The sequence below is a fragment of the Citrobacter sp. S-77 genome, assembly GCF_963864895.1.
GTDB classification, from domain to species: Bacteria; Pseudomonadota; Gammaproteobacteria; order Enterobacterales; family Enterobacteriaceae; genus Citrobacter; species Citrobacter murliniae.
In genome coordinates, this window is record NZ_CAWLWU010000002.1 from 481,449 (window position 1) to 496,709 (window position 15,261).

At 51.4% G+C, this 15,261-nt stretch carries 12 protein-coding genes and 1 other annotated feature (1 of these 13 cut by a window edge); of the genes, 8 read left to right on the forward strand and 4 right to left on the reverse strand.

Annotated elements, in window-relative coordinates:
* Positions 1–41, forward strand: a sequence feature (Thr leader region); it begins 86 nt to the left of the window's first position.
* A 23-nt stretch (positions 42–64) separates the two neighbouring features.
* The 3 genes from thrA to thrC are packed head-to-tail and all read left to right on the forward strand — an operon-like array spanning position 65 to position 4,748.
* Positions 65–2,527: a bifunctional aspartate kinase/homoserine dehydrogenase I gene (gene thrA, locus AACS05_RS02980; protein ID WP_045439570.1), complete on the forward strand. Its 2,463-nt coding sequence runs from the start codon at positions 65–67 to the stop codon at positions 2,525–2,527.
* A gap of 1 nt (position 2,528) precedes the next feature.
* Entirely contained in the window at positions 2,529–3,458 is a 930-nt protein-coding gene (gene thrB, locus AACS05_RS02985; protein ID WP_045439573.1) for a homoserine kinase, read from the forward strand.
* 3 nt (positions 3,459–3,461) lie between these two features.
* A complete protein-coding gene (thrC, locus tag AACS05_RS02990; RefSeq protein ID WP_045439578.1) occupies positions 3,462–4,748 on the forward strand; it encodes a threonine synthase in 1,287 nt (428 codons plus the stop codon).
* 72 nt (positions 4,749–4,820) lie between these two features.
* On the opposite strand, the gene yaaA is transcribed toward thrC, so the two are convergent.
* Together yaaA and AACS05_RS03000 are read right to left on the reverse strand one after the other, a co-directional pair.
* A complete protein-coding gene (yaaA, locus tag AACS05_RS02995) occupies positions 4,821–5,594 on the reverse strand; it encodes a peroxide stress protein YaaA (protein WP_045439581.1) in 774 nt (257 codons plus the stop codon).
* Between the two features lie 77 nt (positions 5,595–5,671).
* On the reverse strand, positions 5,672–7,102 hold the full coding sequence (locus tag AACS05_RS03000) for an alanine/glycine:cation symporter family protein (RefSeq protein WP_045439583.1): 1,431 nt from the start codon (positions 7,100–7,102) through the stop codon (positions 5,672–5,674).
* Positions 7,103–7,375: 273 nt separating this feature from the next.
* Here AACS05_RS03000 and tal point away from each other — a divergent pair, with 273 nt between their 5' ends.
* The 3 genes from tal to AACS05_RS03015 all read left to right on the forward strand — a co-directional run bounded on the left by tal (position 7,376) and on the right by AACS05_RS03015 (position 10,468).
* The gene (gene tal, locus AACS05_RS03005; RefSeq protein ID WP_045439585.1) at positions 7,376–8,329 is read left to right on the forward strand and encodes a transaldolase; all 954 of its coding nucleotides are present in this window, start codon (positions 7,376–7,378) and stop codon (positions 8,327–8,329) included.
* A gap of 120 nt (positions 8,330–8,449) precedes the next feature.
* On the forward strand, positions 8,450–9,037 hold the full coding sequence (gene mog, locus AACS05_RS03010) for a molybdopterin adenylyltransferase (RefSeq protein ID WP_045439588.1): 588 nt from the start codon (positions 8,450–8,452) through the stop codon (positions 9,035–9,037).
* A gap of 123 nt (positions 9,038–9,160) precedes the next feature.
* Positions 9,161–10,468: an MFS transporter gene (locus AACS05_RS03015; protein ID WP_045439591.1), complete on the forward strand. Its 1,308-nt coding sequence runs from the start codon at positions 9,161–9,163 to the stop codon at positions 10,466–10,468.
* A 37-nt stretch (positions 10,469–10,505) separates the two neighbouring features.
* Here AACS05_RS03015 and satP read toward each other — a convergent pair whose 3' ends face one another.
* A complete protein-coding gene (gene satP, locus AACS05_RS03020; RefSeq protein WP_045439598.1) occupies positions 10,506–11,072 on the reverse strand; it encodes an acetate uptake transporter in 567 nt (188 codons plus the stop codon).
* 193 nt (positions 11,073–11,265) lie between these two features.
* Complete coding sequence (locus AACS05_RS03025) at positions 11,266–11,670, reverse strand: DUF2541 family protein (RefSeq protein ID WP_045439601.1); 405 nt, start codon at positions 11,668–11,670, stop codon at positions 11,266–11,268.
* A gap of 382 nt (positions 11,671–12,052) precedes the next feature.
* Between AACS05_RS03025 and dnaK the strand changes: the two genes are divergently transcribed.
* Together dnaK and dnaJ are read left to right on the forward strand one after the other, a co-directional pair.
* Entirely contained in the window at positions 12,053–13,975 is a 1,923-nt protein-coding gene (gene dnaK, locus AACS05_RS03030) for a molecular chaperone DnaK (protein WP_045439604.1), read from the forward strand.
* A gap of 85 nt (positions 13,976–14,060) precedes the next feature.
* Positions 14,061–15,194, forward strand: coding sequence for a molecular chaperone DnaJ (gene dnaJ / locus AACS05_RS03035; protein WP_045439607.1), 1,134 nt, complete (start codon positions 14,061–14,063; stop codon positions 15,192–15,194).
* Positions 15,195–15,261 lie beyond the last annotated feature (67 nt).

Below are 15,261 nucleotides of genomic sequence, written 5' to 3' on the forward strand. Positions count from 1 at the left end.
CAGAAAAAAGCCCGCACCTAAACAGTGCGGGCTTTTTTTTCGACCAAAGGTAACGAGGTAAACCATGCGAGTGTTGAAGTTCGGCGGTACATCAGTGGCAAATGCAGAGCGCTTTCTGCGAGTTGCCGATATTCTGGAAAGCAATGCCAGGCAGGGGCAGGTCGCGACCGTTCTGTCTGCCCCCGCAAAAATTACTAACCATCTGGTGGCGATGATTGAGAAGACCATCGGTGGTCAGGACGCTTTACCAAATATCAGTGACGCCGAACGTATTTTCTCTGAGCTTTTGGTCGGTCTTGCTGCTGCGCAGCCGGATTTCCCGCTGGCTCAACTCAAAACTTTTGTTGAACAAGAATTTGCCCAGATTAAGCATGTCCTGCACGGCATCAGCCTGTTGGGACAGTGTCCGGACAGCATCAATGCCGCGCTTATCTGCCGTGGTGAAAAAATGTCGATCGCCATCATGGCAGGTTTGCTTGAAGCGCGCGGACATAACGTTACGGTTATCGACCCGGTTGAAAAACTGCTGGCGGTTGGTCATTACCTCGAATCCACCGTTGATATCACTGAATCTACTCGTCGCATTGCTGCCAGCCGTATTCCTGCTGATCATATGGTACTGATGGCGGGCTTTACTGCCGGGAATGAAAAAGGCGAATTAGTGGTATTGGGACGCAACGGATCTGACTACTCTGCTGCCGTGCTGGCTGCCTGTTTACGTGCAGACTGTTGTGAAATCTGGACTGATGTTGACGGTGTTTATACCTGTGATCCGCGTCAGGTTCCTGATGCCAGGCTACTTAAATCGATGTCTTATCAGGAAGCGATGGAGCTTTCTTACTTCGGTGCCAAAGTTCTTCATCCGCGTACCATCACTCCGATTGCCCAGTTCCAGATCCCCTGCCTGATTAAAAACACCGGTAACCCGCAAGCGCCGGGTACGCTGATTGGCGCCAGCTGCGATGAAGACGACTTGCCGGTAAAAGGCATTTCTAACCTGAACAATATGGCGATGTTTAGCGTTTCGGGGCCAGGAATGAAAGGGATGGTGGGAATGGCAGCACGCGTTTTTGCTGCGATGTCTCGTGCGGGTATCTCCGTGGTGCTGATCACTCAATCCTCCTCTGAATACAGCATCAGTTTCTGCGTACCGCAGGGCGACTGCGTGCGTGCTCAGCGTGCTATGCAGGATGAATTCTACCTGGAACTGAAAGAAGGGCTGCTGGAGCCTCTGGCGGTAACAGAGCGTCTGGCGATCATCTCGGTGGTTGGTGACGGTATGCGCACGCTGCGTGGCATCTCCGCCAAGTTCTTTGCGGCACTGGCGCGTGCCAACATCAATATTGTTGCCATCGCACAGGGTTCGTCTGAACGTTCTATTTCGGTAGTGGTAAACAATGATGACGCTACAACTGGTGTACGCGTTACGCATCAGATGTTGTTCAATACCGATCAGGTGATCGAAGTCTTTGTTATCGGTGTTGGCGGTGTGGGGACAGCACTGCTTGAACAGTTAAAACGCCAGCAGAGCTGGCTGAAGAGTAAGCATATTGATTTACGTGTTTGCGGCGTGGCGAACTCAAAGGCTTTACTCACCAATGTTCACGGTCTGAATCTGGAAAACTGGCAGGCGGGGCTGGCTCAAGCAAAGGAACCTTTCAACCTCGGTCGCTTAATTCGCCTGGTGAAAGAATATCATCTGCTCAATCCGGTGATTGTTGACTGTACTTCAAGTCAGGCTGTGGCAGATCAGTATGCTGACTTCCTGCGTGAAGGCTTCCATGTAGTAACCCCGAACAAAAAAGCCAACACTTCATCGATGGATTATTACCATCAGTTGCGCTTTGCCGCGGCAAAATCGCGGCGTAAATTCCTCTACGACACCAACGTGGGGGCGGGTTTACCGGTTATCGAAAACCTACAAAACCTGCTCAGTGCAGGCGATGAACTGCAGCGATTTTCCGGAATTCTGTCTGGTTCACTGTCGTTTATTTTCGGCAAACTGGATGAAGGAATGAGCTTCTCGCAGGCCACTATTATGGCGCGTGAAATGGGCTACACCGAACCTGATCCGCGTGACGATCTTTCCGGGATGGATGTCGCGCGTAAGTTGCTGATCCTCGCCCGCGAAACCGGACGCGAACTGGAGCTCTCTGATATCGTTATTGAACCGGTGTTGCCGCAAGGTTTTGACGATTCAGGCGACGTTACAACATTTATGGCCAATCTGTCGCGGCTGGACCAGGCCTTTGCCGCTCGTGTGGCGAAAGCCCGTGATGAGGGCAAAGTATTGCGCTATGTTGGCAATATTGAAGAAGATGGCGTTTGCTGCGTGAAAATAGCTGAAGTGGATGGCAACGATCCGTTGTTCAAAGTGAAAAACGGTGAAAATGCGCTGGCCTTCTATAGCCACTACTATCAGCCATTGCCGCTAGTGCTACGCGGATATGGTGCGGGTAACGATGTGACTGCGGCGGGTGTCTTTGCCGACCTGCTACGTACCCTTTCATGGAAGTTAGGAGTCTAAAATGGTTAGAGTTTATGCCCCGGCTTCCAGTGCCAATATGAGCGTCGGGTTTGATGTGCTCGGGGCGGCGGTAACACCCGTTGATGGTTCTCTGTTGGGGGATGTTGTCAGCGTCGAAGCGGCTGATAGCTTCAGCCTGAACAACCTCGGACGCTTTGCCAACAAGTTGCCGTCAGAGCCGCGGGAAAATATCGTTTATCAGTGCTGGGAGCGGTTCTGCCAGGAACTGGGTAAACATATTCCGGTGAGCATGACGCTGGAAAAAAATATGCCGATTGGCTCCGGGTTAGGCTCCAGCGCCTGCTCTGTCGTTGCTGCTCTGGTCGCGATGAATGAGTACTGCGGGAAGCCGCTTAACGATATGCGCTTGCTGGCGATTATGGGCGAGCTGGAAGGGCGTATCTCCGGCAGTATCCATTACGACAATGTCGCCCCGTGCTTTTTGGGCGGCATGCAGTTAATGATTGAAGAAAACGGCATCATTAGCCAGCAGGTGCCAGGATTTGATGAATGGCTGTGGGTGCTGGCGTATCCGGGTATTAAAGTGTCTACGGCGGAAGCGCGGGCGATTTTACCTGCGCAGTATCGCCGCCAGGACTGTATTGCCCATGGGCGTCATCTGGCTGGATTTATCCATGCCTGCTATTCCCGCCAGCCTCAACTGGCCGCGAAGTTGATGAAGGATGTGATTGCGGAACCGTATCGCACCCGCTTACTGCCCGGCTTTAGCCAGGCACGTCAGGCGGTGGCGGAAATTGGCGCGTTGGCCAGTGGGATCTCCGGGTCAGGGCCGACGCTGTTTGCCTTGTGCGATAAGCCGGATACGGCACAGCGTGTAGCAGACTGGCTGGATAAAAATTACTTACAAAATCAGGAAGGCTTTGTTCATATTTGCCGGCTGGACACGGCGGGCGCACGGGTACTGGGATAATAAATGAAACTCTACAATCTTAAAGATCATAACGAGCAGGTCAGTTTCGCGCAGGCCGTCACGCAAGGGTTAGGTAAAAAGCAGGGGCTATTTTTCCCGCACGATCTGCCGGAATTTAGTCTGACTGAAATTGATGACATGCTGAAGCAAGACTTTGTCAGCCGTAGTACCAGGATCCTCTCCTCATTTATTGGTGATGAAATCCCTCAGGAGATCCTTGCCGAGCGTGTGGGCGCAGCGTTTGCTTTCCCGGCGCCGGTCGCTCAGGTTGAAGGTGATGTCGGCTGTCTTGAGCTGTTCCACGGCCCAACACTGGCATTTAAAGATTTTGGTGGCCGCTTTATGGCGCAAATGCTGACACATATCAGCGGCGATAAGCCGGTTACTATCCTGACGGCGACCTCCGGAGATACCGGTGCTGCAGTCGCACATGCTTTTTATGGTTTGAAAAATGTACGCGTGGTGATCCTCTATCCGAACGGTAAAATCAGTCCATTACAGGAAAAATTGTTCTGTACGTTGGGTGGAAATATCGAAACCGTTGCCATCGATGGTGATTTTGATGCCTGTCAGGCGCTGGTTAAACAGGCGTTTGATGACGAGGAACTGAAAGTGGCTCTGGGGCTAAATTCGGCTAACTCGATCAACATCAGTCGTCTACTGGCACAAATTTGTTACTACTTTGAGGCCGTTGCCCAACTGCCACAAGAGGCGCGGAATCAACTGGTGATTTCCGTTCCCAGCGGTAACTTTGGCGATCTGACGGCCGGCCTGCTGGCGAAATCCCTTGGTCTGCCGGTGAAGCGCTTTATCGCAGCAACTAACGTCAATGATACGGTTCCGCGTTTCCTGCAAGGTGGCGAATGGACACCGAAAGCAACGCAGGCAACCTTATCGAATGCAATGGATGTCAGCCAGCCGAACAACTGGCCGCGAGTGGAAGAACTGTTCCGCCGTAAAATCTGGCGTCTGAGTGAGCTGGGTTATGCGGCCGTTGATGATGCAACCACTCAGGAAACCATGCGTGAACTACAGGCGATTGGATACACCTCTGAGCCGCATGCAGCCGTCGCTTACCGCGCTTTACGTGACCAGTTAAATCCGGGCGAGTATGGTTTGTTCCTCGGTACTGCGCATCCGGCGAAGTTTAAAGAAAGCGTTGAAGAGATTCTTGATGTGACGCTGGATCTGCCAAAAGAGCTGGCGGAGCGTGCGGACTTACCTCTGCTCTCCCATCACTTACCCGCCGATTTTGCCGCGCTGCGTCAGTTGATGATGACCCGCAGCTAACTATAGTGCCCGGTAGCGCATGCGCTTACCGGGCCTACAAAATCTGTTGGTTAATCTCTATTGCTAAACAAATCACTGTTCGTGACGTTTAAACACCAGTTCACCGTTCCCTGACGCTTCTTCATCAAAGAAATAGCCGTCACTGTTAAACGCCGCAAGCTGTTCTGGCTTTGTTAAACGGTTTTCAATGATATAGCGGCTCATCAGGCCACGTGCCTTTTTGGCATAGAAACTGATGACTTTGAATTTGCCATTTTTCTCATCGAGGAAAACGGGTTTGATCAGCTCCGCGTTTAGCTTTTTCGGCTTCACGGATTTGAAATATTCATCAGAGGCGAGGTTAACCACCACGTTGTCGCCTTGTGCTTCCAGCGCTTCATTTAGTTTGTCTGTGATGATATCTCCCCAGAACTGGTAGAGATCTTTCCCCTTCGTATTGGCAAGACGGATGCCCATTTCCAGACGATAAGGCTGCATCAGGTCCAGTGGGCGTAAAACGCCATACAGTCCGGACAGCATGCGTAAATGCTGCTGAGCGAAATCAAAATCCGCCTCACTGAAGGTTTCTGCCTGCAATCCGGTGTAGACATCGCCCTTAAACGCCAGAATCGCCTGACGCGCATTCTCAGGTGTGAAATCAGGCTGCCAGTCATGAAAGCGGGTGGCATTCAGGTCCGCCAGCTTGTCGCTAATCCCCATCAGCTTGCCAATCTGCGGTGCAGAGAGCTGGCGTGCGGTATGAATAAGCTGCTGGGAGTGATCCAGCAGCTCGGGCAGAGTATGGCGAGTGGTGGCCAGCGGACTTTGGTAGTCGAGTGTTTTTGCAGGTGAAATCAGAATCAGCATATCCAGTCCTTGCAGGAAATTTACTGCGACTTTAGCAAAAAAAACGACAGAATTGATCGATGGTTGCAATTGCCTGGCTAGTTGCGCGGCGGTTCATGCCATGTTTCCGGTGCAAGCTGTTGTCTGATATCAGGATAACGGTGTGGATCAAATTCTGGTCGCACGCCGAGTTTTCGCTGACGCAGGTAATCGCTGGCAAGAGTATGGACAACCGGGGACAGCAGTAAAATTGCCGTCAGATTAGTGATGGCCATACAGGCCATGATAATGTCGGCTAACTGCCACACCAGCGGAAACTGGAGTAATGTTCCTGCAATTACGGTGCAGACGGTCGTGATACGTAAAAGCCAGATGACCCGGATATTGTCCAGATTCAAAAAGACCAGGTTGTTTTCCGCATAGATGTAGTTGGCGACGATCGAACTGAAAGCAAAAAGGATAACAATCAGAGCGACGAATCCCGCGCCCCATTCACCTGTTAGCGATACCATGGCTTTCTGAACCAACTGGATACCTTCCATTGGGACATATGTAGTTCCATTCCCTGCCAGAAGAATAATCATTGCGCTGGCTGTACAGATAATCAGTGTATCACCCAGCACGCCAATCATTTGCACAATACCTTGTGCGGCAGGATGCGGAGGCCATGAGGCGGCTGAAGCCGCAGCGTTAGGGGTTGAACCCATTCCGGCCTCATTCGAAAACATACCGCGTTGAAAGCCACTGGCAATGGCCTGGCTTAGCGTATACCCGGCTGCACCGGCGGCGGCTTCCTGCCAGCCAAATGCACTCTTCACAATGGTGACGATGATCTCTGGGATCTGGCCGATATGCCACAGACAAATGGCAATGCTACAGCCGACCCACAACAAAGCCATTAACGGAACGAACCATTGCATCAAGCGGGCAACACCTTTAATTCCGCCGACTATAGCCAGTAAAGACAGCAATGCCAGCGAGATACCGGATGCAAGAGGAGGGATGTCGAAAGCAAATTCCAGCGCACGAGAGACAGAGTTTGCCTGGACGCTGTTAAAAATCAGGCCATAAGCAATGAGTAAGAAGATAGCAAAGAGGACGCCCATCCAGCGCATGCCCAGTCCGCGAGCCATATACCACGCAGGCCCGCCGCGAAACTGCCCCTTACTGTCGCGCTCTTTATACAGTTGTGCGAGTGAGCACTCGGCAAACGAGGTCGCCATACCAATCAGGGCAGAGACCCACATCCAGAAGACAGCACCAGCGCCACCTGCAGCAATAGCCAGTGCAACGCCAGCCAGGTTTCCGCTTCCGATACGAGCCGCAAGGCTGGTACACAGTGCCTGAAATGATGTTAAACCGCCCGGCTGTGGGCTGAGACTATTTTTAAGACTTTTGCCAAACTGGCGAACGTAGCGAAACTGGACAAATCCCGTACGGTAAGTGAACCAACACCCTGCGCCTAGCAGGAGGTAGATCATCACCGATCCCCAGAGTACTTCATTAATAAATGAGAAAAAATCAGGCATTAACATCCCTCTTGTTGATGCCGGCAAGCGCGAATAATTCCGTGTAAGCGCTACCAATTAGCGAACAGTATATACCTTGTCATGAGATTGATAGCGGGAGTTTATCATACATCAGGTCTCCCCCTTAATTGCGCATGGCTGGCCTGGAGATGCGTAATCAGAGCTGAACGGCAGGTCGGGCAATCCCGGCGGTTGCGCTGAGAGTGCGTCGTGCTATCATCAGGGAAGATCGGTTACATCCCCCTAACAAGCTGTTTAAAGAGAAACGCTATCATGACGGACAAATTGACCTCCCTTCGTCAGTTCACCACTGTAGTGGCCGACACCGGAGACATCGCGGCAATGAAGCTGTATCAGCCTCAGGATGCCACAACTAACCCTTCTCTCATTCTTAACGCAGCGCAGATCCCGGAATACCGTAAGCTGATTGATGATGCTGTCGCCTGGGCTAAGCAGCAGAGTAACGACCGCGCACAGCAGATCGTCGATGCAACTGACAAACTGGCGGTGAACATTGGTCTGGAGATCCTGAAGCTGGTCCCGGGTCGCATCTCCACCGAAGTTGACGCTCGTCTGTCCTACGACACTGACGCATCTATCGCGAAAGCAAAACGCCTGATCAAACTGTACAACGATGCTGGCATCAGCAACGATCGTATTCTGATCAAACTGGCTTCTACCTGGCAGGGTATCCGTGCCGCGGAGCAGCTGGAAAAAGAAGGCATTAACTGTAACTTGACCCTGCTGTTCTCCTTCGCGCAGGCGCGCGCATGTGCAGAAGCTGGCGTATACCTGATCTCTCCGTTCGTTGGCCGTATTCTTGACTGGTACAAAGCGAATACCGACAAGAAAGAGTATGCACCGGCAGAAGATCCAGGTGTGGTTTCCGTTACGGAAATCTACGAGTATTACAAACAACACGGTTATGAAACTGTGGTTATGGGCGCGAGCTTCCGTAACATCGGCGAAATCATTGAGCTGGCAGGCTGCGATCGTCTGACGATTGCTCCGGCACTGCTGAAAGAGCTGGCGGAAAGCGAAGGTGCTATCGAGCGTAAACTGTCCTTCTCCGGTGAAGTGAAGGCACGTCCGGCACGCATCACTGAAGCTGAGTTCCTGTGGCAGCACAACCAGGATCCGATGGCTGTAGACAAACTGGCGGATGGTATCCGTAAGTTTGCTGTAGACCAGGGTAAACTGGAAAAAATGATCGGCGATCTGCTGTAATCATTTAAGCGTGACCGGGCTTCCGGTCACGCTCTCGTTCTATACCTCTTCTGAAACCTGTCTGTCGCTTCCTCCGCAGTGTATCATTCTGTTTAACGAGACTGTTTAAACGGAATAATCATGAACACTTTACGCATTGGCCTAGTTTCCATTTCTGACCGAGCCTCCAGTGGCGTTTACCAGGATAAGGGGATCCCTGCTCTCGAAGAGTGGCTGGCATCGGCCCTGACGACCCCTTTTGAGCTACAAACGCGGCTAATCCCGGATGAGCAGGCGATCATCGAACAAACGTTGTGCGAACTGGTTGATGAAATGAGTTGTCATCTGGTGTTGACCACCGGAGGCACCGGTCCGGCACGTCGCGATGTGACACCGGATGCGACGCTGGCTGTTGCCGACCGCCAAATGCCTGGTTTTGGTGAGCAAATGCGCCAGATTAGTCTGCACTTTGTCCCTACGGCGATCCTCTCCCGCCAGGTCGGGGTGATTCGTAAGCAGGCGTTGATCCTGAACCTGCCTGGGCAACCTAAATCGATCAAAGAGACGCTGGAAGGCGTGAAAGGTGCCGACGGTAAGGTTATTGTGCCGGGTATTTTTGCAAGTGTACCGTATTGTATACAGTTGCTGGATGGACCATACGTGGAAACCGCACCGGCAGTGGTAGCATCTTTTCGACCAAAAAGCGCAATACGCGATACAAACGCCTGAAAGTAGCCTATTTGTGATATAAATGACAATGATGGTGGAGTGTTGAATTGTTTACGATATAGTAATTTTTAATTTACACGTATCGACAAAACGTTCAATGACTCCACTGACTCATGGTTTGCTATGTCACAACACTCTCGACCGCTGAATCGCCAGGATTATAAAACCCTTTCGCTTGCTGCCCTCGGCGGGGCGCTGGAGTTTTATGATTTCATTATTTTTGTCTTCTTTGCCGCAGTCGTTGGCGAATTATTTTTCCCCGCAGACATCCCGGAATGGCTACGTCAGGTCCAAACCTTTGGTATTTTTGCCGCAGGATATCTGGCGCGTCCGTTGGGTGGCATCATCACGGCGCATTTTGGCGATCTGGTGGGGCGTAAGAAAATGTTCACTTTGAGCATTTTGCTGATGGCGATACCGACGCTGGCGATTGGCCTGTTACCGACTTACAGCTCGATGGGGATTCTGGCACCGCTGTTGTTGCTGCTGATGCGTATTTTGCAGGGCGCTGCCATCGGTGGAGAAGTTCCGGGGGCGTGGGTGTTTGTGGCAGAACATGTCCCGGAACGCCGTATTGGTATTGCCTGCGGAACACTGACCGCCGGATTGACAGTCGGTATTCTGTTGGGGTCAGTGGTTGCAACGCTGGTCAATACAAGCCTGACACCGCAGGCAGTACATGAGTACGGCTGGCGTATTCCTTTCCTCTTAGGGGGGGCGTTTGGGCTGGTGGCGATGTACCTGCGCCGTTGGTTGCAGGAAACACCGATCTTCCTTGAAATGCAGGCGCGTAAAGCGCTGGCGGAAGAACTGCCGGTTAAATCGGTTGTCAGCAAGCATAAAAAAGCGGTGGTAATTTCGATGCTACTGACCTGGCTGCTTTCGGCCGGTATTGTGGTGGTGATCCTGATGTCGCCTGTCTGGCTGCAAAAACAATATGGCTTTGCGCCCGCTCTGACGCTACAAGCCAACAGCGTCGCCACCATTATGCTGTGTGTGGGATGTCTGCTGGCCGGCTTTATTGTCGACAGAGTTGGTGCCAGCAAAACCTTTATTATCGGTAGCCTGCTGCTGGCCTGTTCCAGCTGGTTTTTCTATCACCTTGCCGGTATTTACCCTGAACACCTGTTTCTTTTATACGGCCTGGTCGGTTTATGTGTCGGCGTGGTCGGAGCCGTACCTTACGTGATGGTGCGGGCGTTTCCAGCGGAAGTTCGCTTTACCGGCATCTCTTTTTCCTACAATGTCTCGTATGCCATTTTTGGCGGTCTGACGCCGATTGCAGTGACAATGTTGATGAGTGTGTCGCCAATGGCTCCAGCCTGGTACGTGCTGGCGTTATCACTGGTAGGGTTAGGACTGGGAATTTGGCTGCGACAGGATATTTATCATCGCGATACGGACGTACAGGGAGAGTTGCAGCGCCTGTAAGAAATATCCCCCCGCAAGGGGGGGATAACGGAATAGATTAGTGCATTTCACCAATCGGCAGGATAGTACGGCCAAACTGTTCGTTCAGCACTTCACCCATTGCCAGGTAAATGGCGCTTGCGCCACACACTAAACCAACCCAGCCAGCGAAATGGATAACTCCTTCGTTACCTGCAATGTTGCCAACAGCCAGCAGGGCGAACAGCACCGTCAGGCTCAGGAAGACAAACTGCAAAGCACGGTTAGCTTTCAGCGTGCCGAAGAACATGAACAGTGTGAACACGCCCCACAGACCCAGATACACGCCCAGGAACTGACCATTTGTTGCATCCGCCAGGCCCATTTTCGGCATGATCAGGATGGCAACCAGCGTCAGCCAGAAAGAGCCGTAGGAGGTAAAGGCGGTTAAACCGAAGGTGTTGCCTTTTTTATATTCCAGCAGGCCGGCAAAAATTTGCGCGATACCGCCGTAGAAAATTCCCATCGCCAGAATAATAACGTCAAAGGCGAAGAAACCCGCGTTGTGCAGGTTAAGCAGAATGGTGGTCATGCCAAAGCCCATCAGGCCCAGCGGTGCCGGATTAGCCAACTTAGTGTTGCCCATAATTCCTCAAAATCATCATTGATTGAATGGTGAAATAGTTTCCCCGAATAACGATCACTGTCTTCGGGGCGCGGCATAATAATCAGGTGAGAGTGGGCTGTCTATGATCTAATAAGGGGAAAATGAATTATTTTCCCCTGTGACAGGCATCACGCTTGTGGGGGGAACATTTGGCGCAGGTAAAGGAGAGGGTTTAGTCGTCGCCAATCACTTTTAACGTCGCCATGTCAGAAGAATTGACCGACTGGCCTGAGAAGGTAATTTTCGACACACAACGTTTATTGTTGTTGTCGCTATTGATATTGATCCATTTGGTGGTTTGCCCCTCTTTGATTGACGAAGGGACATTCAGGCTCTGGCTGGACATGCGTGCTGCTTTAAAATAAACGGAGGCTCCATTCAGATGAATATCGCCACGATCTGCCGTCAATTGGATGCGCTTCACAACGCGACAAACGGGGATTTTTAACGTGAGGCTGTCGGTTTGATTTCTGGGCATCGCAATCATACCGAGGATTTTATGATCGTTAGCATGTGCTGTGCTGCTCAGAAGAAGACCGAAAAGCATGCTGACAGACAGCGTTAAAACGGATTTCATGGGATTTCTCTTTGACGGGTTCAAAAGTGGCAATCTGCCACCATATTACCGCTGTCAGAAAAACGATTCATTCTTGTAATATTTTCTTTTTATTACAATTTTTTCGTGAATGGCTTATTTTGTTTTATTCGATTTATGAATAAATTTGGATTGGTAACTATTTCTCATGTTGCTTTTCAGCTCCATTTATCTCGTTTTCTGGTCTCAGGGCTAAAAAAAATTTGCATGCCCCCCTTGATGACGTGGGTTACGACCCCATCTTGTAGACAACCGCAGTGGTGAGTCTGAAAAAAAACGATTCAGGGTAGTTGAAACCGCACGTTTCGCCCTTATTACAGATTCACAACCACATGATGACCGAATTTTTAGTGGAGACGTTTAGATGGGTAAAATTATTGGTATCGACCTGGGTACTACCAACTCTTGTGTAGCGATTATGGATGGCACTACTGCACGTGTGCTGGAGAACGCCGAGGGCGATCGCACCACGCCTTCTATCATTGCTTATACCCAGGATGGTGAAACTCTGGTTGGTCAGCCGGCTAAACGTCAGGCAGTGACAAACCCGCAAAACACCCTGTTTGCGATTAAACGCCTGATTGGCCGCCGCTTCCAGGACGAAGAAGTGCAGCGTGATGAAGCTATCATGCCGTACAAAATCATCGGTGCTGACAACGGTGATGCATGGATTGATGTAAAAGGTCAGAAAATGGCACCGCCGCAGATTTCTGCAGAAGTGCTGAAAAAAATGAAGAAAACCGCTGAGGATTACCTGGGCGAACCGGTAACTGAAGCCGTTATCACCGTACCTGCATACTTTAACGATGCTCAGCGTCAGGCAACCAAAGACGCAGGCCGTATCGCAGGTCTGGAAGTCAAACGTATCATCAACGAACCGACTGCTGCCGCGCTGGCTTACGGTCTGGATAAAGAAGTCGGCAACCGTACTATCGCGGTATACGACCTCGGTGGTGGTACCTTCGATATCTCTATTATTGAAATCGACGAAGTTGACGGCGAAAAAACCTTCGAAGTTCTGGCAACCAACGGTGATACCCACCTGGGTGGTGAAGACTTCGATAGCCGTATGATCAACTACCTGGTTGACGAATTTAAGAAAGATCAGGGCATTGACCTGCGTAACGACCCGCTGGCAATGCAGCGCCTGAAAGAAGCCGCAGAAAAAGCGAAAATTGAGCTGTCTTCTGCGCAGCAGACCGACGTTAACCTGCCGTACATCACTGCAGATGCGTCTGGTCCGAAACACATGAACATCAAAGTGACCCGTGCGAAACTGGAAAGCCTGGTAGAAGACCTGGTGAACCGTTCCATCGAGCCGCTGAAAGTTGCTCTGCAGGATGCTGGTCTGTCTGTTTCCGACGTTCAGGATGTAATCCTGGTTGGTGGTCAGACTCGTATGCCGATGGTGCAGAAGAAAGTTGCTGAGTTCTTTGGTAAAGAACCGCGTAAAGACGTTAACCCGGACGAAGCTGTAGCAATTGGTGCTGCCGTTCAGGGTGGTGTATTGACCGGTGATGTGAAAGACGTACTGCTGCTGGACGTTACCCCGCTGTCTCTGGGTATCGAAACCATGGGCGGCGTGATGACTCCGCTGATCGCCAAAAATACCACCATCCCGACCAAGCACAGCCAGGTGTTCTCTACCGCTGAAGACAACCAGTCTGCGGTAACCATCCATGTGCTGCAGGGTGAACGTAAACGTGCTGCTGATAACAAAGATCTGGGTCAGTTTAACCTGGATGGCATCAGCCCGGCACCGCGCGGCATGCCGCAGATCGAAGTCACCTTCGATATCGATGCTGACGGTATCCTGCATGTTTCCGCGAAAGACAAAAACAGCGGTAAAGAGCAGAAGATCACCATCAAGGCATCTTCTGGTCTGAACGAAGAAGAAATTCAGAAAATGGTTCGTGAAGCAGAAGCGAACGCGGAATCTGACCGTAAGTTCGAAGAGCTGGTTCAGACCCGTAACCAGGGCGACCATCTGCTGCACAGCACTCGCAAGCAGGTTGAAGAAGCAGGCGACAAACTGCCAGCTGATGACAAAACTGCCATCGAGTCTGCACTGACCGCGCTGGAAACTTCTCTGAAAGGTGAAGACAAAGCGGATATCGAAGCGAAAATGCAGGCGCTGGCACAGGTTTCCCAGAAACTGATGGAAATCGCTCAGCAGCAGCACGCACAGCAGCAGGCTGGTGCAGCAGGCGCTGATGCTTCTGCAAACAACGCGAAAGATGACGATGTTGTCGACGCTGAGTTTGAAGAAGTGAAAGACAAAAAATAATCGCCCTTTGAACGGGTAATTACTGGCACGGGCGAAGAGGTTTCCTCTCCGCCCGTGCATGCATGTTAGGGGCAGATAAAAAAAGATGGCTAAGCAAGACTATTACGAGATTTTAGGCGTTTCCAAAACAGCGGAAGAGCGTGAAATCAAAAAGGCCTACAAGCGCCTGGCCATGAAATTCCACCCGGACCGTAACCAGGGTGATAAAGAGGCCGAAGCTAAATTCAAAGAGATCAAAGAAGCCTACGAGATCCTGACCGATGCGCAAAAGCGTGCGGCTTACGATCAGTACGGCCATGCAGCATTTGAGCAAGGCGGTATGGGCGGCGGCGGCGGTTTTGGCGGCGGTGCTGACTTCAGCGATATCTTTGGTGACGTGTTTGGCGATATCTTTGGCGGTGGTCGTGGCCGTCAGCGCGCCTCACGTGGTGCTGATTTACGTTACAACATGGATCTCACTCTGGAAGAAGCCGTGCGTGGCGTCACCAAAGAGATCCGTATTCCTACACTGGAAGAGTGTGACGTCTGCCACGGCAGCGGCGCGAAATCCGGTACTCAGCCGCAGACCTGTCCAACCTGTCACGGTTCAGGTCAGGTGCAGATGCGTCAGGGCTTTTTTGCCGTACAGCAGACCTGTCCACACTGCCAGGGGCGCGGTACGCTGATCAAAGATCCATGCAATAAATGCCATGGTCATGGTCGCGTTGAGAAGAGTAAAACGCTGTCCGTTAAAATACCTGCTGGGGTGGATACCGGCGATCGTATTCGCTTGTCTGGTGAAGGCGAAGCAGGCGAGCATGGCGCACCGGCAGGCGATCTGTACGTTCAGGTGCAGGTGAAACAGCACCCGATTTTTGAACGAGAAGGCAATAACCTCTACTGTGAAGTACCGATTAACTTTGCGATGGCAGCTCTGGGCGGTGAAATTGAAGTACCGACGCTGGATGGCCGCGTGAAGTTAAAAATACCTGGTGAAACGCAAACCGGTAAACTTTTCCGTATGCGTGGCAAAGGTGTTAAATCGGTTCGCGGTGGTGCTCAGGGCGATCTGTTGTGCCGTGTTGTCGTTGAAACCCCAGTGGGTCTGAACGACAAACAAAAACAGTTGCTGAAAGATCTTCAGGACAGCTTTGGCGGTCCGACGGGTGAGCAAAACAGCCCGCGCTCAAAAAGCTTCTTCGACGGCGTGAAGAAATTCTTCGATGATCTGACGCGCTAATAAACAAGCCTAACATTTGATGAAAAGCCTGAGACTGAAGAGCCTCAGGCTTTTTTATTTCTGCGAT

What these genes read in the sequence shown, in the direction of transcription:
- dnaJ (WP_045439607.1), top strand. Translation starts at nt 14,061, where the DNA reads ATGGCTAAGCAAGACTATTACGAGATTTTAGGCGTTTCCAAAACAGCG.
- thrB (WP_045439573.1), top strand. Translation starts at nt 2,529, where the DNA reads ATGGTTAGAGTTTATGCCCCGGCTTCCAGTGCCAATATGAGCGTCGGG.
- AACS05_RS03015 (WP_045439591.1), top strand. Translation starts at nt 9,161, where the DNA reads ATGTCACAACACTCTCGACCGCTGAATCGCCAGGATTATAAAACCCTT.
- mog (WP_045439588.1), top strand. Translation starts at nt 8,450, where the DNA reads ATGAACACTTTACGCATTGGCCTAGTTTCCATTTCTGACCGAGCCTCC.
- AACS05_RS03025 (WP_045439601.1), bottom strand. Translation starts at nt 11,670, where the DNA reads ATGAAATCCGTTTTAACGCTGTCTGTCAGCATGCTTTTCGGTCTTCTT.
- dnaK (WP_045439604.1), top strand. Translation starts at nt 12,053, where the DNA reads ATGGGTAAAATTATTGGTATCGACCTGGGTACTACCAACTCTTGTGTA.
- tal (WP_045439585.1), top strand. Translation starts at nt 7,376, where the DNA reads ATGACGGACAAATTGACCTCCCTTCGTCAGTTCACCACTGTAGTGGCC.
- AACS05_RS03000 (WP_045439583.1), bottom strand. Translation starts at nt 7,102, where the DNA reads ATGCCTGATTTTTTCTCATTTATTAATGAAGTACTCTGGGGATCGGTG.
- thrC (WP_045439578.1), top strand. Translation starts at nt 3,462, where the DNA reads ATGAAACTCTACAATCTTAAAGATCATAACGAGCAGGTCAGTTTCGCG.
- thrA (WP_045439570.1), top strand. Translation starts at nt 65, where the DNA reads ATGCGAGTGTTGAAGTTCGGCGGTACATCAGTGGCAAATGCAGAGCGC.
- satP (WP_045439598.1), bottom strand. Translation starts at nt 11,072, where the DNA reads ATGGGCAACACTAAGTTGGCTAATCCGGCACCGCTGGGCCTGATGGGC.
- yaaA (WP_045439581.1), bottom strand. Translation starts at nt 5,594, where the DNA reads ATGCTGATTCTGATTTCACCTGCAAAAACACTCGACTACCAAAGTCCG.